Consider the following 23926-nt stretch of genomic DNA (forward strand, 5'->3'; position numbering starts at 1 on the left):
CCCGCCGCCACCCCACCACAGCCCACACCGCCAGCCACAGCACCAGCGCCGTGCCCAGCCCGATGGCCACCGCCGCCACGACCTGCATCCCGCCGTCGCGTGCCGTGCCGTCCCCCGTACCGCCCGCCTGGCCGTCCGCAGCGTCGACCTGGAAGATCCCGGGGTCGCCGGCGTACGCGGGCCCGTCCTGGGCCTCACCGTCCACGCCCACCCGCAGCGTCACGTCGAGCGGCCCGTCCCCGTACTGCTCGGCCAGTTCGGGGCTGAGCGTCAGCTGCAGGTAGTACGCGCCGGGGAACCGCATCCCCGTCACCTCGGACGCCGACGCCTGCCGGTTCCCGTACGCCACCGCCGGTGTCGCGTCGAGCACCGCGGAGACCCGCGATCCGCTCAACTGCGGCTGCTCCGCGGCCACTTCGGTCCGCGCGGGGTTGTGCAGCCCGAGCCGCAGCGCCGCCCGCACGACCCCCTTGCCGCCGGCCCCCGAGAACTCCGCACCGGCCACGAGCCGCTGTCCCCAGTCGACGGGCACCTTGTAGAAGAGCGTCCGCCCGGGCGCGACCCGCCCCTTCCACACTCCGGCCCCGACGGCGGCCGCGTCATGGAAGCTCGTCCCGCCCGCCCGCTCCTCACCCGCACCGTCCGGCAGACCACCGGCCCCAGCGCCGCCGCCCGCCTCACCGGCCCCGGGCGTCTCACTGGGCGCGGCCCCCTTCAGCGCGGGTTCGTTGACGAAGTCCAGCTCCAGGTCCCAGGGCGCACGCGAGGCGGTCCTGCCGCCCTCCGCCCGCTCCACGACCACGGTGTACGTCCCCGCCGCCCGGCACCGCGCGGGTCCGTCGTCCGCGAGCCGCTCCACGGAGGCAACCAGCGGCCGCGGATAGTCGGCGCTGCCGAACCCGCTGCTGTCCGACGCGCACCGCCCGCCGTCGGCGCTCTGCAGACGCACGTCGATCCCGTCCCCGAACGCCACCCGGTCATCGAGCGCGGGCAGCGCCACCACGGAGACGTACGCGGACGAGGCGCCGTCGAGCTCGACGCGGTAGTGCAGCTTCTGCCCGGGCCGGATCGTGCTGCGGTACGTGGTGTCGACGGCGAGCTCGGACGCCCCGCCCGGCCCGCTCGCGCCCTCCACCTCGCTCGTCCCGTCGGGGAACCCGTACGGATAGGGCTCGGCGGCCGCCACCGGGGTCTGCAGGACGACGGCGGCGATCACGGCCACCCCGGTCATCGCCGTACGCCCTCTGCCGCGCCGCATCGTCACAGTGCTCCTCGCCTTCGCCCGGGCCGCTCTCATCCTGCCGCGACGGCCGAGGCACTGTCAGCGCATCGGCACAGCACCGCCCCACTTCACATCCGCAACCCCGGGATTCCCGGAAGCGAACAAAACGGACGGTCCGTGACGAGAAAGGAACGGCTCGTAGTCACACTGGGCACACAAGTGCACCCCACGCAACACAAAGCCCCGGTCGCCAGCTGCGACCGGGGCAAGTGCAAAGAGACGCAATCGGACTCACGAACCGCTGGGCACGGAGTCAGTCGCCTCCGTCCACAGATCCTGCTCGGCGCGATCCGCCTGGATCTGGCGGTACACGAGGAGCCCGCCGATGGCGGCCAGTGCGACCAGGAGAAGCTTCTTCACCGCGCTACCTCGTCTTTCCTTGACGTAGAGGGACCTCTGGCGCCCGACTATACACACCGTCGATGGCCGCCCGGCGCCCTCGTGATGCACCCAACTCCCGCCCCGCGCACCGCAGTCGACCTGCACGGCAGCGCTTTCCGGGGCACTCGCGCGTCACCTCTACGGCCCTGTGATGTTCGACGCTTTCACCCCTCGTACGGGCAAAACGGGGCCCTCCAGGGCGAAAAGGGGCGACTCCGGGGCCGAACGGGTGGTGTTCATCTGAAGATCGGCGAATCACGGCGGCAGCTCCCCCACTTCAAGACCTGCGTACACATCATGAGGAAAGTACGCAAATCGTCCGACCCAAATGGGGCGGACGAACACTGGAACGACCGATCCGAAAGGGAGAGATCATGGCTGCCACCAAGGCCACGCGTCTGTGGTCCGCGCTCGTCAGCGCGCTTCTCGCGTTCTTCGCCTCACTGGGGCTCATCACCCCCCAGGCCGCCGCTGCCGTACCGCAGCAGACCGACGCCGGCAACCCGGCGACGACCGCACCGGCCACGCACACCGTGCCGGCGCCGCGCTCCGCGCGACCCTACGACCAGTCGAGACCGCCGACGATGAAGCAGCGCATCCGCGCCGAGGCGCACAACAGCTCGCCGTCGTCCCGCAGCCCGAAGATCCCGCGTGCCGAGGCCCGCTACCGCGCCGACGCCCGTGAGCACCACAGCGATGAGAAAAGCCCGGCAACTCTGTGAGCTACCGGGCTTCTTGACCCAAAGGGTCGGGCTGTGGGGCTAACAGGATTTGAACCTGTGGCCTCATCCTTATCAGGGATGCGCTCTAACCAACTGAGCTATAGCCCCGCCGCGCTTTACCGGGTGTGTCCCGCGCGCTGACCTCTGAAGATTAGCGCACGACGTGCCCAGTCCCAAAATCGATAGAACCGGCCACATCAGATGCGGCTACTCATCCTCCGCGAGCGTGAGCTCGATACCGCCCACGAAACCGGCGGAGAGGTTGTAGATGAACGCACCGAGCGTGGCAAGTGCCGTGGCGAGGACCACATCGATCACCGCAATGATCGAGGTGAACATCAGGACCCGCGGCAGCGAAAGAAACGACTGAAGATCAAAACCATTCGACTCGTTGGACCCCGTGGCCTCCGAGATCGTCCCGCCGACCGTGGAGAAGACGCCCATGGCGTCCATGACCATCCACAGGACGGCCGCAGCGACGATCGTGCAGATGCCCAGGGCGATGGAGAGCAGGAAGCTGACCTTCATGACCGACCACGGATCGGCCTTCGCGACCCGCAGCCGCGCCTTGCGCGTGCGCGGGGTCGTACGTGCGCCGGTCCGCGCACGACGTACAGCGCCCTCGGGAGGTGCGGGGTAGGCCTGCGGCGGGTGATAGGGACCGGTCTGCTGGCTCGGCTGACGTTCACCGGGCAGGGGCCCGGCAGCGTAATCGGCCTGAGCCGCGCCCTCGGAGGCGTACGCCTGAGGCCCTCGGGTGTCCGTCACTGTTCCCCCCTGCGCTGCATGTACAGACTCGGCGGGGCCACGGCCGCCTTCCGGTCCGGGTCCGTTCGTTCCGGCGCCCGTGGCTCCACTCACGTCCTGTACTCCTTGCGCTACTCGGTCTCGGGCGCCGTGCCCTCGTCCGTGCCTGCGGTCGTCTGACCCTCGGCCGGCTCGTCGACGTCTGCGTCGACTTCCTCGGCCTCGCGTCCTGCCTCGGCGTTGCGCGCGATACCGACCACGGCGTCGCGCTTGCCCAGGTTGATCAGCTGGACGCCCATGGTGTCACGGCCCGTCTCCCTGACCTCGTTGACTCGCGTACGAATCACACCGCCGCCCAGCGTGATGGCGAGGATCTCGTCGGTGTCCTCGACCACCAGCGCACCGACGAGCGAACCACGGTCCTCGACGATCTTGGCGGCCTTGATTCCGAGGCCGCCACGGCCCTGGACGCGGTACTCGTCGACGGCGGTCCGCTTCGCGTACCCACCGTCGGTTGCGGTGAACACGAACGTACCGGGCCTGACGACATTCATCGAGAGGAGTTCATCGCCTTCGCGGAAGCTCATGCCCTTGACGCCCGAGGTCGCACGGCCCATCGGGCGCAGCGCATCGTCCGTTGCGGTGAACCTGATCGACTGGGCCTTCTTGCTGATGAGCAGCAGATCGTCCTCGGCGGAGATCAGCTCGGCGCCGATCAGTTCGTCGTCCGAACCGTCCTGCGTCTCGCGCAAGTTGATGGCGATGACACCGCCCGAGCGGGGCGAGTCGTAGTCCTTCAGCGCGGTCTTCTTGACCAGGCCCGACTTGGTCGCGAGGACCAGGTAGGGGGCCACCTCATAGTCGCGGATCGCCAGGATCTCGGCGATCTGCTCGTCCGGCTGGAAGGCCAGAAGATTTGCCACATGCTGACCGCGGGCGTCGCGTCCGGCATCGGGCAGTTCGTACGCCTTCGCCCGGTACACCCGGCCCTTGTTCGTGAAGAACAGCAGCCAGTGGTGCGTGGTGGAGACGAAGAAGTGGTCGACGATGTCGTCTTCCTTGAGCTTCGCTCCGCGGACGCCCTTGCCGCCGCGCTTCTGCGAGCGGTAGTCCTCGGTCTTGGTGCGCTTGACGTAGCCGCCGCGGGTGACCGTGACGACGATGTCCTCCTCGGCGATCAGGTCCTCGATGGACATGTCGCCGTCGAAGGGCACGAGCGCGGAGCGGCGGTCGTCGCCGAACTTCTCGACGATCGCAGCCAGTTCCTCGCTGATGATCTGGCGCTGGCGCTCGGGCGAGGCGAGGATCGCGTTGTACTCGTTGATCTTCGCCTGGAGCTCGTCGTGCTCCTGCACGATCTTCTGGCGCTCGAGAGCGGCCAGGCGGCGCAGCTGCATCTCGAGGATGGCGTTGGCCTGGATCTCGTCGATCGAGAGCAGGTCCATCAGGCCGGTGCGGGCGACGTCGACCGTCTCGCTGCGCCGGATGAGCGCGATGACCTCGTCGATGGCGTCCAGGGCCTTGAGCAGACCGCGCAGGATGTGGGCGCGCTCCTCGGCCTTGCGCAGCCGGAACCTGGTGCGCCGGACGATGACCTCGACCTGGTGGTTCACCCAGTGCCGGATGAACGCGTCGAGGGAGAGCGTGCGCGGGACGCCGTCGACCAGGGCCAGCATGTTGGCGCCGAAGTTGGTCTGCAGGTCCGTGTGCTTGTACAGGTTGTTGAGGACGACCTTGGCGACCGCGTCGCGCTTGAGCACGATCACGAGGCGCTGGCCCGTCCGCGACGAGGTCTCGTCGCGGACGTCGGCGATGCCGCCGACCTTGCCGTCCTTCACGAGGTCGGCGATCTTCTGCGCAAGGTTGTCCGGGTTGACCTGGTACGGAAGCTCCGTGACGACCAGGCACTGGCGGCCCTGGATCTCCTCGACCGCGACGACCGCGCGCATCGTGATGGAGCCACGGCCCGTGCGGTACGCCTCCTCGATGCCCTTGCGGCCGACGACGAGCGCGCCGCTGGGGAAGTCGGGGCCCTTGATGCGCTCGATCAGCGCGTCCAGGAGCTCCTCGTGGGAGGCCTCCGGGTTCTCCAGGTACCACTGGGCCCCGGCCGCGACCTCGCGCAGGTTGTGCGGCGGGATGTTGGTGGCCATGCCGACCGCGATACCGGCGGAGCCGTTGATCAGCAGGTTCGGGAAGCGCGCCGGCAGGACCGTCGGCTCCTGGTTGCGGCCGTCGTAGTTGTCCGTGAAGTCGACGGTCTCCTCGTCGATGTCACGGACCATCTCCATGGACAGCGGCTTCATCCGGCACTCGGTGTACCGCATGGCGGCGGCCGGGTCGTTGCCCGGGGAGCCGAAGTTGCCGTTGGAGTCCACGAGCGGCATCCGCATCGACCACGGCTGGGCCAGGCGGACCAGGGCGTCGTAGATGGAGGAGTCGCCGTGCGGGTGGTACGTACCCATGACGTCACCGACGACGCGGGCGCACTTGTAGAAGCCCTTCTCGGGCCGGTAGCCGCCGTCGTACATCGCGTACAGGACGCGGCGGTGCACGGGCTTGAGGCCGTCCCGTACGTCGGGCAGCGCACGCGACACGATGACGGACATCGCGTAGTCGAGATACGAGCGCTGCATCTCGGTCTCGAGCCCGACGGGCTCGATGCGCAGGGTCTGGCCCGCGTCGCCCTCAGGGGTCACGGCGGGAGTGTTCTCGTCGGCCATTGCTGGTCAAAGTCCTTTCGGTGCGGTCAGCTGAGACCGACTCAGATGTCGAGGAACCGGACGTCCTTGGCGTTGCGCTGGATGAACGAGCGCCGGGCCTCGACGTCCTCGCCCATCAGCACCGAGAACAGGTCGTCCGCCTGCGCGGCGTCGTCCAGGGTGACCAGTCCGAGCACGCGGTGCTCGACGTCCATCGTGGTGACGCGCAGCTCCTCGGCGTTCATCTCGCCGAGGCCCTTGAAGCGCTGGATGGTGTCGTCGCGGAACCGCTTGCCGGCCTGCTTGCCGAGCTCGACCAGGGCATCGCGCTCACGGTCCGAGTACGCGTACTCGAAGTCGTCGCGCGACCACTTGATCTTGAACAGCGGCGGGCGCGACAGATACACGTGCCCGGCCTCGACCAGCGGCCGCATGAAGCGGAACAGGAAGGTCAGGAGCAGCGTGTTGATGTGCTGGCCGTCGACGTCGGCGTCCGCCATCAGGATGATCTTGTGATAGCGGAGCTTCTCGATGTCGAAGTCCTCGTGGACCCCGGTACCGAAGGCCGAGATCAGCGCCTGGATCTCCTGGTTCTGCAGGATCTTGTCGACGCGGGCCTTCTCGACGTTCAGGATCTTGCCGCGGATCGGCAGGATGGCCTGGTACTGCGGGTTGCGGCCCGACTTGGCGGAGCCACCGGCGGAGTCACCCTCGACGATGAAGATCTCGCACTTGGTGGGGTCGTTCGACTGGCAGTCGGAGAGCTTGCCCGGCAGCGAGGCGGACTCCAGGAGCCCCTTGCGGCGGGTGAGGTCGCGCGCCTTGCGGGCCGCCACGCGCGCGGTGGCCGCGGCGATGGACTTGCGGACGATGTCCGCGGCCTCGTTGGGGTTGCGGTCCAGCCAGTCGGCCAGGTGCTCGTAGACCGCCTTCTGCACGAAGGTCTTGGCCTCGGTGTTGCCCAGCTTGGTCTTGGTCTGGCCCTCGAACTGCGGCTCGGACAGCTTGACCGAGATGATCGCGGTCAGACCCTCGCGGATGTCGTCACCCGTGAGGTTGTCGTCCTTCTCGCGGAGCAGCTTCTTGTCGCGCGCGTACTTGTTGACCAGCGAGGTCAGCGCGGCGCGGAAGCCCTCCTCGTGCGTACCGCCCTCATGGGTGTGGATGATGTTGGCGAACGAGTAGACACCTTCGCTGTACTGCGAGTTCCACTGCATCGCCACTTCGAGCGAGAGCGCCTTGTCGGTGTCCTCGGCCTCAAGATCGATCACCGTGGGGTGAATGACCTCGCCCTTGCGGGAGTTGAGGTACTTCACGAAGTCGACGATGCCGCCTTCGTAGTGGTACGTGACCGACATGGCCTTGTCGTCGTCCGCGGAGTCCGCGGTGTCCGCACCGACCACGGCCTTCGCCGACTCACGCTCGTCCGTGAGCCTGATCGTCAGGCCCTTGTTGAGGAAGGCCATCTCCTGGAAGCGCCGCGAGAGCGTCTCGAAGGAGTACTCGGTGGTCTCGAAGATGTCCGGGTCGGCCCAGAACGTGACCGTGGTGCCGGTCTCGGTGGTGGCCTCGTGCCGCTCCAGGGGAGCGGTGGGGGCGCCCGACTTGTACTCCTGCGTCCAGCGGTAGCCGTCGGTGCGGATGTCGACCGCGAGCTTGTACGACAGGGCGTTCACCACGGAGACGCCGACGCCGTGCAGACCACCGGAGACGGCATAGCCGCCGCCGCCGAACTTGCCGCCCGCGTGCAGCACGGTGAGCACGACCTCGACGGCCGGCTTCTTCTCCACGGGGTGGATGCCCACCGGGATGCCACGGCCGTTGTCGATCACGCGCACGCCGCCGTCGGCGAGGATCGTGACGTCGATCGTGTCCGCGTGCCCGGCCAGCGCCTCGTCGACCGCGTTGTCCACGACCTCGTACACGAGGTGGTGCAGACCGCGCTCACCGGTCGAGCCGATGTACATGCCCGGTCGCTTGCGGACCGCGTCCAGACCCTCGAGGACGGTGATGGCGCTGGCGTCGTAGACGTTCGCGCCGGCGTCGGTGGACGGATTGTTCTCGTTGGGGTTGCCGGAATCGGCCACGAAGCGCCCTTTCTGGCACAGCACAAGCCAAGCTCCCGGCTTTCGTCGGGAGCGGCTGCGTCGTTCGTATATGACGGCGGTCTCCCGCGGGCCGCGTGAGGTACACGGGACGCGTGGAGACGTGGTGCAGCGTTCTGGCCCCGACCCCCCGATGGGGCGGGATTGTCTCCCAGTCTACCGGTAGCGCCGACAGTAATGGGGGCTTGCCGGGCCTTGAGTCCGCATGTGCCGTCCTGAACCGGTCTCGTACGACTCCCCATATGTGGAACGGGGCTCCAAGAGGCTCACACAGGCGCTCAGCGCTTCGGGCTGTCAACCCACCACTACGGTGAGGGACGGACCGCCGCCACGACGCGGATACGGCTACCCGTACGTATCGCCGGGACCCGTGCTTCCGGGGGCGCGCAGGGGTCCGTAGCGCCGGGCGGGACCGCCGGGGCCGAGCACCTTGATGAGGCGCACGGTGCCCTGGCCGAGGTCCTGGTTGAGGCGCGCGACCAGCTGCGGGGCGAGCAGCCGCAGCTGCGTGGCCCAGGCCGTCGAGTCGCACTGGACGGTCAGGACCCGGTCGTCCTCGTCGTACTTCTGCGGGACGCAGTGCTTGGCCAGGTCGTCGCCGACGATCTGCGGCCAGCGGCCCATCACGCCGCCGACGGCGGCCGGGGTCTCCCAGCCGCGCTCGCTGATCAGCCGGTTGATGGCCGCGCCGAGCGGCAGCGGGTCGCGGCCGTCGGCGCGCGCCCCGGACCTGAGGCCGCCGCGCCGGGCCTGCTTCTTCTGCTGTGCCTCGGCGCCGCGCGCCCGCGCCTGCTCCTTGGCGGCGCGCAGGGCGACCCGGGCGAGGTCGACACCGCTGGGTTCGGCGGGCTTGGGCTTGTCCTGGTTCTCCTCGGAGGAGGTCATACGCGGGTCACCTCGCCTTGCGCCACGGAGTACCGCACACCGGTCAGGATCCCGGGTACGTCGTCCTCGACCGCGGCCGTCACCAGGACCTGCTCACCGGGCGCGACCATCTCCGCGAGCCGCTCGCGGCGCCGCGTGTCCAGCTCGGCGAAGACATCGTCGAGGACGAGCACCGGCTCATTGCCCTCGGCCCGCAGCAGGTCGTACGAGGCAAGGCGCAGCGCCAGCGCGTACGACCAGGACTCGCCGTGCGACGCGTACCCCTTCGCGGGCAGGTCGCCGAGCTTGAGCTGCAGATCGTCACGGTGCGGACCGGCGAGCGTCACACCGCGCTCGATCTCCGACTTGCGCACGCCGGCGAGCGCGGCGAGCAGCTGCTCGTACAGCTCCTCACGGCTGGTCCCCGGACCCTCGGCGGACGGCTTGTACTCCAACGCCAGCGGGCCGCCGCCGGGCGCCAGCTGCTCGTAGGCCTTGTCGGCCAGCGGCTGCAGCGCGGCGATCAGATCGAGCCGCTGCGCGAGCAGCTCGGCGCCCGCGCGGGCCAGATGCTGGTCCCAGACGTCGAGGGTGGACAGGTCCATGGAGCGGCCGCCGTGCCTGCGGGCCATCGCGGCGGACTTGAGGAGTGTGTTGCGCTGCTTCAGCACGCGGTCGTAGTCGGAGCGCACTCCGGCCATCCGCGGGGAACGCGCCGTGACCAGCTCGTCGAGGAACTTCCGGCGCTCGCCCGGATCGCCCTTCACCAGGGCGAGATCCTCGGGCGCGAACAGGACGGTGCGCACTATCCCCAGCACATCACGCGGTCTGACCTGCGACGACCTGTTGATACGGGCCCGGTTCGCCTTGCCCGGGTTCAGCTCCAGCTCGACGAGCTGCTGCCGCTCGCCCTGGCGGACCTGGGCGCGGATGACGGCGCGGTCCGCCCCCATCCGTACGAGCGGGGCGTCCGAGGAGACGCGGTGGCTGCCGAGCGTGGCGAGATAGCCGACGGCCTCGACCAGGTTCGTCTTGCCCTGCCCGTTCGGGCCCACGAACGCGGTGACGCCCGGGTCGAGAGGCACCTCGACCCGGGCGTACGAGCGGAAGTCGGCCAGCGACAGATGCGTGACGTGCATGGTGGGCGCCGACCTCCCCCGGCTGCTGTGCACTGCTCGTGCACAGCTGTGGATTACTTCTTCTCGACCGCGTGGCCGCCGAACTGGTTGCGCAGCGCCGCGATCATCTTCATCTGCGGCGAATCGTCCTGCCGGGAGGCGAAGCGCGCGAAGAGGGACGCGGTGATGGCGGGCAGCGGGACGGCGTTGTCGATCGCGGCTTCCACAGTCCACCGGCCTTCGCCCGAGTCCTGTGCATAACCCTTGAGCTGGTCCAGGTGCTGGTCCTCGTCGAGCGCGTTGACCGCGAGGTCGAGGAGCCACGAGCGGATGACCGTGCCCTCCTGCCAGCTGCGGAAGACCTCGCGGACGTTGTCCACGGAGTCGACCTTCTCCAGGAGCTCCCAGCCCTCGGCGTAGGCCTGCATCATCGCGTACTCGATGCCGTTGTGGACCATCTTCGCGAAGTGGCCCGCGCCGACCTTTCCGGCGTGCACGGAGCCGAACTCGCCCTCGGGCTTGAGGGCGTCGAACACCGGCTGCACCTTGGCGACGTCCTCGGCGGAGCCGCCGTACATCAGGGCGTAGCCGTTCTCCAGGCCCCAGACGCCGCCGGAGACACCGCAGTCGACGAAGCCGATGCCCTTGGCCGCGAGCTCCTCGGCGTGCTTCTCGTCGTCCGTCCAGCGGGAGTTGCCGCCGTCCACGACGACATCGCCGGGCTCCAGCATCGAGGCGAGCTGGTCGACGGTCTCCTGGGTCGGGCCGCCCGCGGGGACCATGACCCAGACGACACGCGGGCCCTTCAGCTTGCCCACAAGCTCCTGCAGGCTGTGGACATCCGCGAGGTCCGGATTGCGGTCGTATCCGATGACGGTGTGGCCTGCGCGGCGGATGCGCTCGCGCATGTTGCCGCCCATCTTGCCGAGACCGACGAGACCGAGCTCCATCAGGTGTTCCTTTTGTGTCGCGTGGTGGGCTTTCGTGCTTTCGTACCTGCGTCCGAGCTTAATCCCGGACGCAGGTACCCACCTGCGGGGCCCCTGGGCCCATATGAGCGCTGCCGTGGACGGGTCAGCCGCTGAGGCGGACCGGCATGATCAGGTACTTGTACGCGTCGTCCGCCTCGGCGTCCACGGCCGGCTTGCCGCTGAGCAGCGCGGGCTTGGTGGACGTGGTGAAGGACAGCTGCGCGGCCGGCGAGTCGATCGCGCTGAGACCGTCGAGCAGGAACGTCGGGTTGAACGCGATGGAGATGTCGTCGCCGTCGAGCTGGGCGTCCACCCTTTCCACAGCCTGTGCGTCGTCGGACGAACCGGCCTCCAGGATCAGCACGCCCTGCTCGAAGCTCAGGCGCACCGGCGTGTTCCGCTCGGCGACCAGGGCCACGCGCTTGACTGCCTCGACGAACGGGGCGGTCTCGATGATCGCGACCGAGTTGAACTCCGTCGGGAACAGCGTCTTGTACTTCGGCAGATCGCCTTCGAGCAGACGCGTGGTCGTACGGCGGCCCGCGCCCTCGAAACCGATCAGGCCCTCGCCCGCACCCGAGCCGGACAGCGAGATGGTGACGCTGTCGCCGCTCGTGAGCGCCTTGGCGGTGTCCAGGAGCGTCTTGGCGGGCACCAGGGCGACCGCGGAGGCGTCCGGCACCTCGGGCTTCCACAGGAACTCGCGGACCGCGAAGCGGTAGCGGTCGGTGGAGGCGAGCGTGACCGTGTCGCCCTCGATCTCGATGCGCACACCCGTCAGGACGGGGAGCGTGTCGTCGCGCCCGGCGGCGATGGCCACCTGGGCTGCGGCCGAGGCGAAGACCTCACCGGGGACGACACCGGTCGCCGACGGCATCTGCGGCAGCGCCGGGTACTCCTCCACCGGGAGCGTGTGCAGCGTGAACCGCGAGGATCCACAGACCACCGTCGCCCGTACACCGTCTGTGGAAATCTCCACCGGACGGTTGGGCAGTGCCCTCGTGATGTCGGCGAGCAGGCGGCCGGAGACGAGCACCGTGCCCTCCTCGTCGACCTCCGCGTCCACCGAGACGCGGGCCGAGACCTCGTAGTCGAAGCCGGAGAGGCTGAGAGCGCCTTCCTCCGCCTTGAGGAGAAGGCCGGCCAGGACAGGCGCCGGCGGGCGGGCAGGGAGGCTGCGAGCCGCCCAGGCCACCGCCTCCGCCAGTACGTCGCGCTCTACCCGGATCTTCACCGTAAGCCGCCTCCTGCTGATGCCTGGCTGCTCGCCCTGCTGGTCTGTCGTCGCTGTCTTGGTGGTTGGCCCGTCCCCAAGGTGGGGAGAACGCCGGGGACCAGTCTGACGCACCGCACTGACAGCTGGTGCCTGTCGGGGTCAAGTCGTGACGAGCGGGCAGAGGTCGACGAGCCTCGAGTTGTGCACAGCCCCCACTTCAAATCGATTCCCAGCCTCTCTCTACTTGGTCGTAGTAGTAGGGCCTGTGGAAACCGTGGATAACCTCGTTTGCGCAGGTCAGCGCCCAAATTTTATCCACCGTGCCTGTGGGCGGAGCCCGTGGATAACTCCGGTGAACTGTGGAGAACAGAAAGTTCTGCACAGCCCATGCACAGGACAGGGCTACTTCTCCCCAGGTTCGTCCCCAGCTTTTGCCCGGTTGCCCACAGGCCCCCTCGGCAGCTTTGTGTGACGCCTTTCACTCGACCCGGTGAGAGGGTGCGTTGCGTTGCCGAACAGTGGACAGACTTGTGGAGAAGCTGCGAGATCCTGGGGACAAGCACCGGTTTCCTGTGGGCGAGCGGTGGACAACTTCATCCACAGTCTGTGGGCGGCGCGATCATCCACAGCCTGTGGAGATCCGTTGTCCACGAATCCACAGGCTGCTGACCTGGGTTGATGCCCTGTCAGCGAGCGCGCCTGTGGACATGATCTGGATAACTCGACAGTCCCCAGGGTGTGGATGCCCGATTCCGTGCACTTCTGTGGAGAAACAGTCCTGCAGATGGGCTATTCGAACAGCCGCGATGGACGATGCGATGGGCGGGAAGCGCCTTCGCTGCGGCCGCAAACGCCGAAGGGCGCCCCGGGAGGTGCTCCCGGGGCGCCCTTCGGGCCGTAACTCCGCTGCTGTCAGCCGTTCTTGATGCGGTTGGTGAGCTCGGTGACCTGGTTGTAGATCGAGCGCCGCTCGGCCATCAGAGCGCGGATCTTGCGGTCCGCGTGCATCACCGTCGTGTGGTCGCGGCCGCCGAACTGCGCGCCGATCTTCGGCAGGGAGAGGTCCGTGAGCTCGCGGCACAGATACATGGCGATCTGGCGGGCCGTCACCAGGACGCGGCTGCGCGAGGATCCGCACAGGTCGTCCACCGTGAGCCCGAAGTAGTCGGCGGTGGCGGCCATGATGGCGGTCGCCGTGATCTCGGGCGCGGAGTCCTCGCCGCCGGGGATCAGGTCCTTGAGGACGATCTCCGTGAGGCCGAGGTCGACGGGCTGCCGGTTCAGCGACGCGAAGGCGGTGACGCGGATCAGTGCGCCTTCGAGCTCACGGATGTTGCGCGAGATCCGCGAGGCGATGAACTCCAGGACCTCCGGCGGGGCGTTGAGCTGCTCCTGCACCGCCTTCTTGCGGAGGATCGCGATACGGGTCTCCAGCTCGGGCGGCTGGACGTCCGTGATCAGGCCCCACTCGAAGCGGTTGCGCAGCCGGTCCTCCAGGGTGACCAGCTGCTTGGGCGGCCGGTCACTGCTCAGCACGATCTGCTTGTTCGCGTTGTGCAGCGTGTTGAAGGTGTGGAAGAACTCCTCCTGCGTCGACTCCTTGTCCGCGAGGAACTGGATGTCGTCGACGAGCAGGATGTCCATCTCGCGGTACCGCTTGCGGAAGCTGTCGCCCTTGCCGTCGCGGATCGAGTTGATGAACTCGTTGGTGAACTCCTCGGAGCTCACGTACCGCACACGCGTGCCGGGATAGAGGCTGCGCGCGTAGTGCCCGATCGCGTGCAGCAGGTGCGTCTTGCCGAGGCCCGACTCCCCATAGATGAAGAGGGGGTTGTACGCCTTGGCCGGTGCCTCCGCGACGGCGACCGCGGCCGCGTGCGCGAAACGGTTCGAGGCGCCGATGACGAAGGTGTCGAAGAGGTACTTCGGGTTCAGGCGCGCGGTCGGCTCACCGGGTCCGGGGGCCGGCGCGGGCTTCGCGCCGAGCGGACCGGGTGCGCCGCCGGTACCGCCGGGGGTGCGCCCGGTGCCCGGCCCCTCCGGCAGAGCGGGCCGCTGCTGCTCGTACCTCTGCTGCCGCTGCTTCTCGTACGGGCTGCGCTCGCTCTCGTACGAGGGCCGCTCGGTGTCGTACGGGGAACGGCCGTCGTCGTACGGCGGGCGCTCGGAGCGGTAGTCGTGCGAGGACTGGGGTGAGGCGTACGGGTCGCGCTCCGGGTAGCCGTCGCGGCTGTCGCGCCCGTCGCGCCCGTCGCGGTCGGGGGACTTGTAGGTCTCCCGGTCCGGGGACTGGTACGCGTCGCGGTCCGGGGCGGTGTAGTTGTCGCGCTCCGGCGCGCCGCCGTACGTGTCCCGCTCGGGGAAGCCGAGGCGGGGCTGCTGCCAGCCGTAGTCGTCCTGCTGACCCGGGCGCGGCCAGGCGCCGGGCTCGCGGCGCTGGTAGTCGGGGTAGGTCGGGCGGACCGTGGGCAGCGGGTCGTTCTCGTCGCGGCGCTCATCCCGCCGGTCGTCGCGGCGCTCGTCGTGCCGGTCCTCACGACGGTCCTCACGCCGTTCGTCGCGCCGGTCCTCACGGCGGCCGTAGTTCTCGTACGCCTGGCCGGTCTGGCCCATGCCGGGGAGCGCGCCCGGGAGCTCGGGCTCCTCGAAGCGCTGGGGGGTGTGGGCGGCCGGGGGTGCCTGCGGGGCGGGGGCCGGGGCCGGCGGGAGCTCGCCCATCGACTCGTCCACGGTGATCGCGATACGGATCGGACGGCCGCACTCGCGGCTCAGGGTCTCGCTGACGACCGGGGCGAGGCGGCCCTCCAGCCGGTTCTTGGCCATCTCGTTCGGCACGGCGAGCAGGGCCGTGTCCGCGACCAGCGCGAGCGGCTGGCAGCGCCGGATCCACTGCGCGTCCTTGGCGTCCACACCCTGCCCGTGGCCGTCGCGCCCCTCGCCCAGCAGCTGTTCCAGGACTCGTGGCCAGACTGCGGCAAGATCGGCAGGTACGTCAGCCACAGGGCACGCTCTCTCACGAGGGTCACGAGTCACGATGTCCCACGAAGGTGTGGTTCGTGGGAGGGTTTGGGTCAATCCGAGTCCAGCCACGGTAGTCAGGGCGACGGCTGCGGTTCAAGTTGTTGTCCACAGGCTGTGCACAGTGTCGGTTCCCGCCGGGCTGTCGCCGGTCGAAGGTCCGCTGGTTTGACCGGATGGCGTAGCCCCGCGTACCGTAACCAGGTCGAGTTGTCGATGGCTGCTGCCGCCTGCCTCCGATGGGCGTAGATCACCAACAGTGATCACTAGCGGTGCACTCGGGCGTGATCGCGAGCTACTCGTGGGCGCACGGTGACAGCCAGACGACATCGTCCACCGATTGACTTTTCTGGAGCCCCCGAGTGAGCAAGCGCACCTTCCAGCCGAACAACCGCCGCCGCGCGAAGACCCACGGCTTCCGTCTGCGGATGCGTACCCGTGCCGGCCGCGCCGTCCTGGCGTCCCGCCGCAGCAAGGGCCGCGCCCGCCTGTCGGCCTGATTCCGCAGGTCATGTCGTCGTGCTGCCTACCGAGCATCGGCTGAGGCGGCGCGAGGACTTCGCGACCGCGGTACGACGGGGTCGTCGGGCAGGCCGCCCGACGCTCGTCGTCCATCTACGCAGCGGAGCTGACCTTCTTAACGAAGGGGACCCGCACGTACCGGGGGAGAGTACTCCCCCGCCGCGTGCGGGTTTCGTCGTGAGCAAAGCCGTGGGCGTGGCGGTCGTACGCAACAAAGTGAAGCGCCGCCTGAGGCACCTGGTGCGCGAACGGCTGAGCGAGCTGCCCCCCGGTAGCCTGGTAGTCGTACGAGCGCTGCCCGGAGCGGGCGACGCCGACCATGCACAGCTGGCCCGGGACCTGGACGCCGCGTTCACGCGGCTTCTGTCAGGGGGCGCGCGATGAAATACCCACTGCTGGCTCTGATCAAGCTCTACCAGTGGACCATCAGCCCACTCCTGGGGCCGGTGTGCAAGTACTACCCGTCGTGCTCCCACTACGGCTTCACGGCCATCGACCGGCACGGCGCGATCAAGGGCACAGGGCTCACCGCCTGGCGCATCCTGCGCTGCAACCCGTGGTCGCACGGTGGTGTTGATCATGTACCACCGCGCAAGCGGCCGCGATGGCACGAAATGCTGCGCAACGCCTGGCGCAACCGGGGCGGGAAGGCCCCCACCGAGACTCCGTCCCACGCTCAAGGAGCCTGATTAGTGGACACGATTGCCAGCCTCTTCAGCTTTATCACCGTTCCTGTCTCGTACGTCATCGTCTTTTTCCACACCCTGTACGGGAAGGTCTTCGGCCCGGATTCGGGCTGGGCCTGGGGACTGTCCATCGTCTCCCTGGTGATCGTGATTCGTATCGCCCTGATCCCGCTCTTCGTGAAGCAGATCAAGGCGACTCGTGGCATGCAGACGCTGCAGCCCGAGATGAAGAAGATCCAGGAGCGCTACAAGAACGACAAGCAGCGCCAGTCCGAAGAGATGATGAAGCTGTACAAGGAGACGGGTACCAACCCGCTCTCCTCGTGCCTTCCCATCCTTCTGCAGTCGCCGTTCTTCTTCGCGCTGTACCACGTGCTCAACGGCATCGCCACGGGCAAGACCGTCGGTGCGATCGACGACCGTCTCCTTGAGAGCGCCCGTCAGGCGCACATCTTCGGCGCGCCGCTGGCCGCCAAGTTCACGGACAGCGCCGCGAAGCTCGAATCCCTGGGCGCGACCACCACGAACGTCAAGATCGTGACCGCGGTCATGATCGTCCTGATGTCGGCCTCGCAGTTCTTCACGCAGCGCCAGCTGATGACGAAGAACGTCGACATGAGCGTGAAGACGCCGTTCATGCAGCAGCAGAAGATGCTGATGTACGTCTTCCCCGTCATGTTCGCCGTCTTCGGCATCAACTTCCCCGTCGGTGTCCTCGTCTACTGGCTGACCACCAACGTGTGGACCATGGGCCAGCAGATGTACGTCATCCGGCAGAACCCGACGCCGGGCTCGAAGGCGCAGGCCGCCTTCCTGGAGCGTCTGACGACCAAGCTCGTGAAGAACGGCGGCGAGAAGGTACGCCGCGGTGAGCGCAACATCATCAAGGCGATCGTCGCCAAGGGCCGCGACCGCAACGACAACGAGCGCAAGTTCATCAACGGTCTGAGCAAGGCCGGCCTGGCCGCCAGCGCCGAAGGCCTCGTATCGAAGAGCGACAGCGCCGTGGCCGTCCTCGACGGTGATGAGTCGACCGGCACCGGTGGCGGGACGGCGCGGCGTCAGCAGCCCAAGCGGCAGTCGAAGTCGCAGCGTCAGTCCGGCGCCGGCGCCGGCGGCGGCCAGGCGGTCTCGAAGAGCGACGAGACCAAGACCTCGCTGACGAAGTCCGACGACACCGCGGACGCCAAGCCCAAGACCCCGGCCAAGCCGGCCGGCGCCAAGCAGCAGCCCGGTACGGGTGCGCGCAGCAAAGCCAAGTCCGGACAGCGCAAGGGCCAGCAGCGGCCCAAGCACCCGTCCAAGAAGTAAGAAGGAGTACCTCCGTGACGGACGGCACCACCACCGAGGCCGCTGCCGAAGCAGGCGACACCCTCACCCGCCTTGAGCAGGAAGGTGAGATCGCGGCGGACTACCTCGAAGGTCTGCTCGACATCGCCGATCTCGACGGCGACATCGACATGGACGTCGAGGCCGACCGCGCCGCGGTGTCGATCATCAGCGACTCCGGCTCGCGCGACCTGCAGAAGCTGGTCGGGCGGGACGGCGAGGTCCTGGAGGCGCTCCAGGAGCTGACCCGCCTCGCAGTCCACCGCGAGACCGGCGACCGCAGCCGCCTCATGCTGGACATCGCGGGCTACCGGGCGCAGAAGCGTGCCGAGCTCACCGAGATCGGCGCCAAGGCCGCGGCCGAGGCGAAGAGCTCCGGCGAGCCGGTCAAGCTGCAGCCGATGACGCCCTTCGAGCGCAAGGTCGTGCACGACGCGGTCAAGGACGCCGGTCTGAGCAGCGAGTCCGAGGGCGAGGAGCCGCAGCGCTTCGTCGTCGTCCTGCCTGCCTGACCGTTCTACGGTTTTCCCGGCCCCGTCTGTTCGCAGACGGGGCCGGTCTTTGTCAGCCTTGATACTGAGCCCCTGGGCGCGGTCAGCGCGCACGGTACAGCGGTACGGAAGGACGGTTCCCGTGACGGAGACGTCAGAGCTCCCCCCGTCGGAGCTTCCCCCGGCGCCCGAGCAGGCCCGCGCGGTGTTCGGCGAGCGCTTCGACGACGCCGTCCGGTACGCGGAGCTGCTCGCCGACGCGGGCGTCAAGCGTGGTCTGATCGGCCCGCGTGAGGTGCCCCGGCTGTGGGAGCGCCACCTGCTGAACTGTGCCGTGCTCTCCGAGGTGGTGCCCGAGGGCGTCACCGTCTGCGATGTCGGCTCCGGTGCAGGGCTGCCCGGTATCCCCCTCGCGCTCGTCCGCGAGGACCTCAAGATCACGCTCCTCGAACCGCTGCTGCGCCGTACGAACTTCCTCACCGAGGTCGTCGAGCTGCTCGGCCTCGATCATGTGACGGTCGTCCGCGGCCGCGCCGAGGAGGTCATGGGCAAGATGCCGCCCGTGCATGTCGTCACCGCACGCGCCGTGGCCCCCCTCGACCGCCTCGCCACGTGGGGCATCCCGCTGCTGCGGCCGTACGGCGAGATGCTGGCGCTCAAGGGCGACACCGCCGAGGAGGAGCTGGGCGGGGCGAAGGCCGCGCTGGCCAAGCTCGGTGCCGAGTCCACCTCGGTGCTGCAGGTCGGCGAGGGCGTCGTGGACCCGCTGTCCACGGTCGTACGGGTCGAGGTGGGCGAGAGCCCGGGCGGTGTGCGGTTCGCGGCGAAGCGGGCCAAGGCCGCGCGGGTGGGACGGTCGCGGCGGCGTCGCTGACGTAGACGGGATGTCGTTCACGTACGCGCGGGCGTCGCTGACGTACGCAAGGTTGACGTTTTGGCGCGCTGATCCGTCCTGATGACGAGCCATAGGCCACACAAGCTGCCAAACGTACGCACGTCGGAGTGTCGGCACCTGACGTCTGCGGCTGCTCGGCATCGTGTTTCACGTGAAACGTCGCTCACTGCTGCAGGGGATCATCAGCCGTAGCCGAAGTGCTGCGCCTCGTGACCGCAAACCCCCCGTGAGGGGGACGGAGTTCTCCACAACGGAGGATTCATCCACAGAAGACCGGGCCTCGCTGGTTCACGACCCCGATGGCATGGGAGGCTCTGTTCATTGCGAGCCTGAAGTCGAGGAGAGTGAATCCTTGCGGTCCGACGCCAACATCGCGGGACCGATGACCGATCCGGTCCCCGGTCCCCGTACCGAGTCAGCGGGGGAGGACGTTTCACGTGATGTTTCACGTGAAACACCGCCCCCGATGGACGACACCCCGATTGGTCGTGCTGCCCAACTGGCGGTCGAGGCCCTGGGCCGAGCCGGCGAAGGGCTGCCACGCCCTGACCAGACCCGTGTCATGGTCGTCGCCAACCAGAAGGGCGGCGTCGGCAAGACCACGACCACGGTCAACATGGCCGCGTCGCTGGCCCTGCACGGCGCCCGCGTGCTGGTGATCGACCTGGACCCGCAGGGCAATGCCTCCACGGCGCTCGGGATCGACCACCACGCCGAGGTCCCCTCCATCTACGACGTACTGGTGGAGAGCAAGCCGCTCTCCGAAGTCGTCCAGCCCGTCCCGGATGTCGAAGGGCTCTTCTGCGCCCCGGCCACCATCGATCTCGCCGGTGCGGAGATCGAGCTGGTGTCCCTCGTGGCGCGCGAGAGCCGGCTGCAGCGGGCCATCCAGGCCTACGAGCAGCCGCTGGACTACATCCTCATCGACTGCCCGCCGTCGCTGGGTCTGCTCACGGTCAACGCGATGGTGGCGGGCAACGAGGTGCTCATCCCGATCCAGTGCGAGTACTACGCGCTGGAGGGCCTGGGGCAGCTCCTGCGCAACGTCGATCTCGTCCGAGGGCACCTCAACCCTGCCCTGCACGTCTCGACGATCCTCCTCACGATGTACGACGGCCGGACCCGCCTTGCCTCCCAGGTGGCGGACGAGGTGCGCAACCACTTCGGCAATGAGGTGCTGCGGACGAGCATTCCCCGGTCGGTGCGTATCTCGGAGGCCCCGAGCTACGGCCAGACGGTGCTGACTTACGATCCGGGTTCCAGCGGTGCGCTCTCGTACCTCGAAGCCGCCAGGGAAATGGCCCTGCGGGGCGCTGGTGCGGGCGCACAGAATGATCAGCAGAGCATGGCGGAGGGAATCCAGTGAGCGAGCGACGTAGAGGACTGGGGCGCGGGCTTGGCGCGCTGATTCCTGCGGCTCCGACTCCGGAGAGCTCTCCGGCCGCCGGGGGTGCGTCGGCGGCTCCGTCCGGTGGGCCGGTGCTCACCGCGGAGCGCGGGGTGGCCGCCGCGAAGGTGGCGACGCTGCCGCCGGGCAATGTTTCACGTGAAACGGAGCCCCTCGTCGAGGCCGAGCCGGTGGCTCCCGAGGCGCGTCCGGCCGGGGCGCACTTCGCCGAGGTGCCCTTGGACTCCATCTCCCCGAACCCGCGCCAGCCCCGTGAGATCTTCGACGAGGACGCGCTGGCCGAGCTGGTGACCTCCATCAAGGAGGTCGGGCTCCTCCAGCCGGTCGTCGTACGGCAGTTGGGCGCCGAGCGCTATGAGCTCATCATGGGTGAGCGCCGCTGGCGTGCGTCCCGTGAGGCCGGTCTGGAGAGGATTCCCGCGATCGTGCGGGAGACGGAGGACGAGAAGCTTCTTCTCGACGCCCTCCTGGAGAACCTCCACCGGGCGCAGCTGAACCCGATCGAAGAGGCCAACGCCTACGAGCAGTTGCTGAAGGACTTCAACTGCACGCACGACCAGCTGGCCGACCGGATCGGACGCTCGCGTCCGCAGGTCTCCAACACGCTGCGTCTGCTGCGGCTCTCGCCGGCCGTACAGAAGCGGGTGGCCGCCGGGGTGCTCTCCGCGGGGCATGCGCGTGCGCTGCTCGCCGTGGAGGACACCGAGGAGCAGGAGCGCCTCGCGTACCGGATCGTCGCCGAGGGTCTCTCGGTGCGTTCGGTCGAGGAGATCGTGCAGCTGATGAGCACGGACCCGAAGAAGGCGCCGAAGGCCAAGGGGCCGCGGGCCGGGACCCGGGTCTCGCCCGCGCTCACCGCACTGGGGTCGCGGCTGTCTGACCGCTTCGAGACCCGGGTGAAGGTCGACCTGGGCCAGAAGAAGGGCAAGATCGTCGTCGAGTTCGCCTCGATGGAGGATCTGCAGCGGATCCTCGGCACGCTCGCCCCGGACGAAGGGCCCGTGCTGGAGGGTGCTCTGCCGGACGGCGACGACGCCGAGAGCTGAGCGTTCCGACCGCGCGGGGAGCGGGTCGTGTCCGGAGTGTCCGGAACACGGCCCGCTCTTTGGTTTGTTGGCGTTTCGCCGCAATCGCTGGGTGGATACGATGCGTTCGGGTAGGGCGCATCCACCCCAGACAGGACCTGGCAGTACCTCTAGGGAGAGGGAGGCGGGGGCCATGCGTACGGTGAGCCGCACCGGGTTGGTGACTGCGGGGCTCGGCCTGGGAGCGGTCGGCGGATTCGTCGGCAGCCTCCTCAGGGAACGGAGCGCGCTGACCGCCGCCCGCGCGGCGGGCGAAGGAAGTGAGGAACTGCCGTCATGGGGCGTCGGCTCGTACCGCTCACGCTGGACAATCTCCCGGACCTCCCCAAGCGCTGCCGAGGGTGTGTCTTCTGGGAGCTGGATCCGGTCAGCGGCCAAGCCGCGGTAAGAGCGGGAACTCCCGAGCTGGAGAAGGAAGCCTGGATCTCCGCGGTGCTTCTGGAGTGGGGATCGTGCGGCCGTGTGGTCTACGTGGACGAGGTCCCGGTCGGCTTCGTGCTCTATGCGCCACCCGCCTACGTACCGCGCTCGACCGCGTTTCCCACGAGCCCTGTATCGCCCGATGCCGTCCAGCTGATGACGGGCTGGATCACTCCGGGGTACCAGGGGCAGGGGCTCGGTCGCGTCATGGTGCAGACGGTCGCCAAGGATCTGCTGCGGCGGGGCTTCAAGGCGATCGAGGCCTTCGGGGATGCCCGCTGGAAGGAACCGGCGTGTGTGCTGCCCGCTGACCATCTGCTCGCGGTGGGCTTCAAGACCGTACGGCCGCATCCAGTGCATCCACGGCTGCGCCTTGAGCTGCGGACGACGCTCTCCTGGAAGGAAGACGTGGAGCTGGCACTCGACCGGCTCCTGGGCGCCGTGCAGACGGGGCGTAAGGAACCGGTGCTGCGGCCGCTGTGAGCGTGTTTCACGTGAAACATCGAGGGGCGGGGAGAGCGCGAGGAGCCCGGAGACGAGTGAGGGGCGGGAGACCGATCGGTCTCCCGCCCCTCAGTGCGTGTGCTGACGCGTCAGGCCTTGGTGGCCTCATCGCCGATGAAGTCCTCCAGGTCGCGCACGATCGCGGCCTTCGGCTTGGCGCCGACGATCGTCTTGGCGACCTCGCCGCCCTGGTAGACGTTGAGCGTCGGGATCGACATGACGCCGTACTTCGCCGCCGTCTGCGGGTTCTCGTCGATGTTCAGCTTGACGATCTCGATCTTGTCGCCGTGCTCGGCGGCGATGGCCTCGAGGGACGGCGCGATCTGGCGGCACGGACCGCACCAGGCGGCCCAGAAGTCCACCAGGACGGGCTTGTCGCTCTTGAGCACGTCCTGCTCGAAGGAATCGTCGGTCACGTTCTTGAGGGTGCCGGCCACGCTGGGCTCCTTAACTCGGTACTGCTGTGGGGGAAGTGGTGAGGACGTTTCAGACGGCTGCCGCGGCGGCGGTCTCGTTGTCCGCGAGGGCAGCGAGGAAGCGCTCGGCGTCCAGGGCGGCGGAGCAGCCGGTGCCGGCCGCCGTGATCGCCTGACGGTAGGTGTGGTCGACGACATCGCCCGCCGCGAAGACACCGGTGAGGTTGGTGCGCGTGGAGGGGGCGTCCACCTTCAGGTAGCCCTCCTCGTCCAGGTCCAGCTGGCCCTTGAACAGCTCGGTGCGCGGGTCGTGGCCGACGGCGATGAACAGCCCCGTGACGGGCAGCTCGGAGGTCTCGCCGGTCTTGGTGTTGCGCAGGGTCAGACCGGAGAGCTTCTGCTCGCCGTGGACCCCGGCGACCTCGCTGTCCCAGGCAAACTTGATCTTCGGGTCGGCGAAGGCGCGCTCCTGCATCGCCTTCGAGGCGCGCAGGCTGTCGCGGCGGTGCACGATCGTCACGGACTTGGCGAAGCGCGAGAGGAAGGTGGCCTCCTCCATCGCGGTGTCGCCACCGCCGACCACGGCGATGTCCTGGTCCTTGAAGAAGAAGCCGTCGCAGGTGGCGCACCAGGAGACACCGCGGCCCGACAGCGCGTCCTCGTTCGGCAGGCCGAGCTTGCGGTGCTGCGATCCGGTCGTGACGATGACGGCCTTGGCGCGGTGCACGGTGCCGGCCGTGTCCGTGACGGTCTTGATGTCACCCGTGAGGTCGACGGCCACGACATCGTCCGGGATCAGCTCGGCGCCGAAGCGCTCGGCCTGGCCGCGCATGTTGTCCATGAGCTCCGGGCCCATGATGCCGTCCTGGAAGCCCGGGAAGTTCTCCACCTCGGTGGTGTTCATCAGCGCACCGCCGGCGGTGACGGCGCCCTCGAACACGAGCGGCTTCAGCGACGCGCGCGCGGTGTAGAGCGCCGCCGTGTAACCGGCGGGCCCGGAGCCGATGATGATCACGTTACGGACGTCGCTCACGGGTTGATTCC

General features: G+C 68.6%; 22 protein-coding genes and 1 tRNA gene. 10 read left to right on the plus strand and 13 right to left on the minus strand.

What is annotated here, in order from left to right; all coding sequences use genetic code 11:
* Both ACIBI4_RS19885 and ACIBI4_RS19890 read right to left on the minus strand, forming a co-directional pair.
* Positions 1-1258: hypothetical protein (locus ACIBI4_RS19885; protein WP_399205225.1), on the minus strand; the 1258-nt coding region annotated here is incomplete at its 3' end.
* Between the two features lie 255 nt (positions 1259-1513).
* Positions 1514-1642, minus strand: coding sequence for a DLW-39 family protein (locus tag ACIBI4_RS19890; RefSeq protein ID WP_007824483.1), 129 nt, complete (start codon positions 1640-1642; stop codon positions 1514-1516).
* A gap of 395 nt (positions 1643-2037) precedes the next feature.
* Here ACIBI4_RS19890 and ACIBI4_RS19895 point away from each other — a divergent pair, with 395 nt between their 5' ends.
* Positions 2038-2385, plus strand: coding sequence for a DUF6344 domain-containing protein (locus ACIBI4_RS19895; protein WP_399205226.1), 348 nt, complete (start codon positions 2038-2040; stop codon positions 2383-2385).
* 34 nt (positions 2386-2419) lie between these two features.
* Here the strand turns inward: ACIBI4_RS19895 and ACIBI4_RS19900 are convergent.
* The 9 genes from ACIBI4_RS19900 to dnaA all read right to left on the minus strand — a co-directional run bounded on the left by ACIBI4_RS19900 (position 2420) and on the right by dnaA (position 15108).
* Positions 2420-2493, minus strand: a tRNA-Ile gene (locus ACIBI4_RS19900).
* Positions 2494-2592: 99 nt separating this feature from the next.
* Complete coding sequence (locus tag ACIBI4_RS19905; RefSeq protein WP_399205227.1) at positions 2593-3246, minus strand: DUF3566 domain-containing protein; 654 nt, start codon at positions 3244-3246, stop codon at positions 2593-2595.
* A 17-nt stretch (positions 3247-3263) separates the two neighbouring features.
* On the minus strand, positions 3264-5855 hold the full coding sequence (gyrA, locus tag ACIBI4_RS19910; RefSeq protein WP_399205228.1) for a DNA gyrase subunit A: 2592 nt from the start codon (positions 5853-5855) through the stop codon (positions 3264-3266).
* 41 nt (positions 5856-5896) lie between these two features.
* Complete coding sequence (gyrB, locus tag ACIBI4_RS19915; protein WP_399205229.1) at positions 5897-7945, minus strand: DNA topoisomerase (ATP-hydrolyzing) subunit B; 2049 nt, start codon at positions 7943-7945, stop codon at positions 5897-5899.
* A 339-nt stretch (positions 7946-8284) separates the two neighbouring features.
* Positions 8285-8824 carry a DUF721 domain-containing protein gene (locus ACIBI4_RS19920; protein ID WP_399205230.1) on the minus strand — a complete coding sequence of 180 codons (540 nt, stop codon included), beginning with the start codon at positions 8822-8824 and terminating at the stop codon, positions 8285-8287.
* Complete coding sequence (gene recF, locus ACIBI4_RS19925; protein ID WP_399205231.1) at positions 8821-9942, minus strand: DNA replication/repair protein RecF; 1122 nt, start codon at positions 9940-9942, stop codon at positions 8821-8823. The genes ACIBI4_RS19920 and recF overlap by 4 nt, the downstream gene beginning before the upstream one ends.
* A gap of 53 nt (positions 9943-9995) precedes the next feature.
* Positions 9996-10871, minus strand: coding sequence for a phosphogluconate dehydrogenase (NAD(+)-dependent, decarboxylating) (gene gnd / locus ACIBI4_RS19930; protein ID WP_399205232.1), 876 nt, complete (start codon positions 10869-10871; stop codon positions 9996-9998).
* Positions 10872-10995: 124 nt separating this feature from the next.
* The gene (gene dnaN / locus ACIBI4_RS19935; protein ID WP_399205233.1) at positions 10996-12126 is read right to left on the minus strand and encodes a DNA polymerase III subunit beta; all 1131 of its coding nucleotides are present in this window, start codon (positions 12124-12126) and stop codon (positions 10996-10998) included.
* Positions 12127-13020: 894 nt separating this feature from the next.
* Positions 13021-15108 (minus strand): chromosomal replication initiator protein DnaA, encoded by a 2088-nt coding sequence (gene dnaA, locus ACIBI4_RS19940; RefSeq protein ID WP_399205234.1) that lies wholly within the window; start codon positions 15106-15108, stop codon positions 13021-13023.
* A 380-nt stretch (positions 15109-15488) separates the two neighbouring features.
* On the opposite strand from dnaA, the gene rpmH reads away from it, so the two are divergent.
* From rpmH to ACIBI4_RS19985, 9 genes are all read left to right on the plus strand, one after another.
* Complete coding sequence (rpmH, locus tag ACIBI4_RS19945; protein ID WP_016644655.1) at positions 15489-15626, plus strand: 50S ribosomal protein L34; 138 nt, start codon at positions 15489-15491, stop codon at positions 15624-15626.
* Between the two features lie 19 nt (positions 15627-15645).
* Positions 15646-16032, plus strand: a complete 387-nt coding sequence (gene rnpA / locus ACIBI4_RS19950) for a ribonuclease P protein component (RefSeq protein ID WP_399205235.1) — start codon at positions 15646-15648, stop codon at positions 16030-16032.
* Positions 16029-16337 (plus strand): membrane protein insertion efficiency factor YidD, encoded by a 309-nt coding sequence (gene yidD / locus ACIBI4_RS19955; RefSeq protein ID WP_052578308.1) that lies wholly within the window; start codon positions 16029-16031, stop codon positions 16335-16337. The genes rnpA and yidD overlap by 4 nt, the downstream gene beginning before the upstream one ends.
* A 3-nt stretch (positions 16338-16340) precedes the next feature.
* Entirely contained in the window at positions 16341-17645 is a 1305-nt protein-coding gene (yidC, locus tag ACIBI4_RS19960) for a membrane protein insertase YidC (protein WP_399205236.1), read from the plus strand.
* A 14-nt stretch (positions 17646-17659) separates the two neighbouring features.
* Positions 17660-18175, plus strand: coding sequence for a protein jag (locus tag ACIBI4_RS19965; RefSeq protein WP_399205237.1), 516 nt, complete (start codon positions 17660-17662; stop codon positions 18173-18175).
* 121 nt (positions 18176-18296) lie between these two features.
* The gene (gene rsmG, locus ACIBI4_RS19970) at positions 18297-19028 is read left to right on the plus strand and encodes a 16S rRNA (guanine(527)-N(7))-methyltransferase RsmG (RefSeq protein WP_399205238.1); all 732 of its coding nucleotides are present in this window, start codon (positions 18297-18299) and stop codon (positions 19026-19028) included.
* 325 nt (positions 19029-19353) lie between these two features.
* A complete protein-coding gene (locus tag ACIBI4_RS19975; RefSeq protein WP_399205239.1) occupies positions 19354-20415 on the plus strand; it encodes an AAA family ATPase in 1062 nt (353 codons plus the stop codon).
* Positions 20412-21503: a ParB/RepB/Spo0J family partition protein gene (locus tag ACIBI4_RS19980; RefSeq protein ID WP_399205240.1), complete on the plus strand. Its 1092-nt coding sequence runs from the start codon at positions 20412-20414 to the stop codon at positions 21501-21503. Before ACIBI4_RS19975 ends, ACIBI4_RS19980 begins: the two co-directional genes overlap by 4 nt.
* Positions 21504-21818: 315 nt before the next feature.
* Positions 21819-22445 (plus strand): GNAT family N-acetyltransferase, encoded by a 627-nt coding sequence (locus tag ACIBI4_RS19985; RefSeq protein WP_399205241.1) that lies wholly within the window; start codon positions 21819-21821, stop codon positions 22443-22445.
* Positions 22446-22555: 110 nt separating this feature from the next.
* Here ACIBI4_RS19985 and trxA read toward each other — a convergent pair whose 3' ends face one another.
* Complete coding sequence (gene trxA, locus ACIBI4_RS19990) at positions 22556-22903, minus strand: thioredoxin (protein WP_399205242.1); 348 nt, start codon at positions 22901-22903, stop codon at positions 22556-22558.
* A 49-nt stretch (positions 22904-22952) separates the two neighbouring features.
* Positions 22953-23915 carry a thioredoxin-disulfide reductase gene (gene trxB, locus ACIBI4_RS19995; protein WP_399205243.1) on the minus strand — a complete coding sequence of 321 codons (963 nt, stop codon included), beginning with the start codon at positions 23913-23915 and terminating at the stop codon, positions 22953-22955.
* Positions 23916-23926 lie beyond the last annotated feature (11 nt).

The sequence above is a fragment of the Streptomyces sp. NPDC050418 genome (assembly GCF_044458745.1).
Classification (GTDB): domain Bacteria; phylum Actinomycetota; class Actinomycetes; order Streptomycetales; family Streptomycetaceae; genus Streptomyces.

Coding starts and splice junctions, on each gene's coding strand:
- ACIBI4_RS19895 (WP_399205226.1), top strand. CDS start 2,038: ATGGCTGCCACCAAGGCCACGCGTCTGTGGTCCGCGCTCGTCAGCGCG.
- gyrA (WP_399205228.1), bottom strand. CDS start 5,855: ATGGCCGACGAGAACACTCCCGCCGTGACCCCTGAGGGCGACGCGGGC.
- ACIBI4_RS19920 (WP_399205230.1), bottom strand. CDS start 8,824: ATGACCTCCTCCGAGGAGAACCAGGACAAGCCCAAGCCCGCCGAACCC.
- recF (WP_399205231.1), bottom strand. CDS start 9,942: ATGCACGTCACGCATCTGTCGCTGGCCGACTTCCGCTCGTACGCCCGG.
- gnd (WP_399205232.1), bottom strand. CDS start 10,871: ATGGAGCTCGGTCTCGTCGGTCTCGGCAAGATGGGCGGCAACATGCGC.
- yidD (WP_052578308.1), top strand. CDS start 16,029: ATGAAATACCCACTGCTGGCTCTGATCAAGCTCTACCAGTGGACCATC.
- ACIBI4_RS19975 (WP_399205239.1), top strand. CDS start 19,354: ATGGGAGGCTCTGTTCATTGCGAGCCTGAAGTCGAGGAGAGTGAATCC.
- ACIBI4_RS19985 (WP_399205241.1), top strand. CDS start 21,819: ATGGGGCGTCGGCTCGTACCGCTCACGCTGGACAATCTCCCGGACCTC.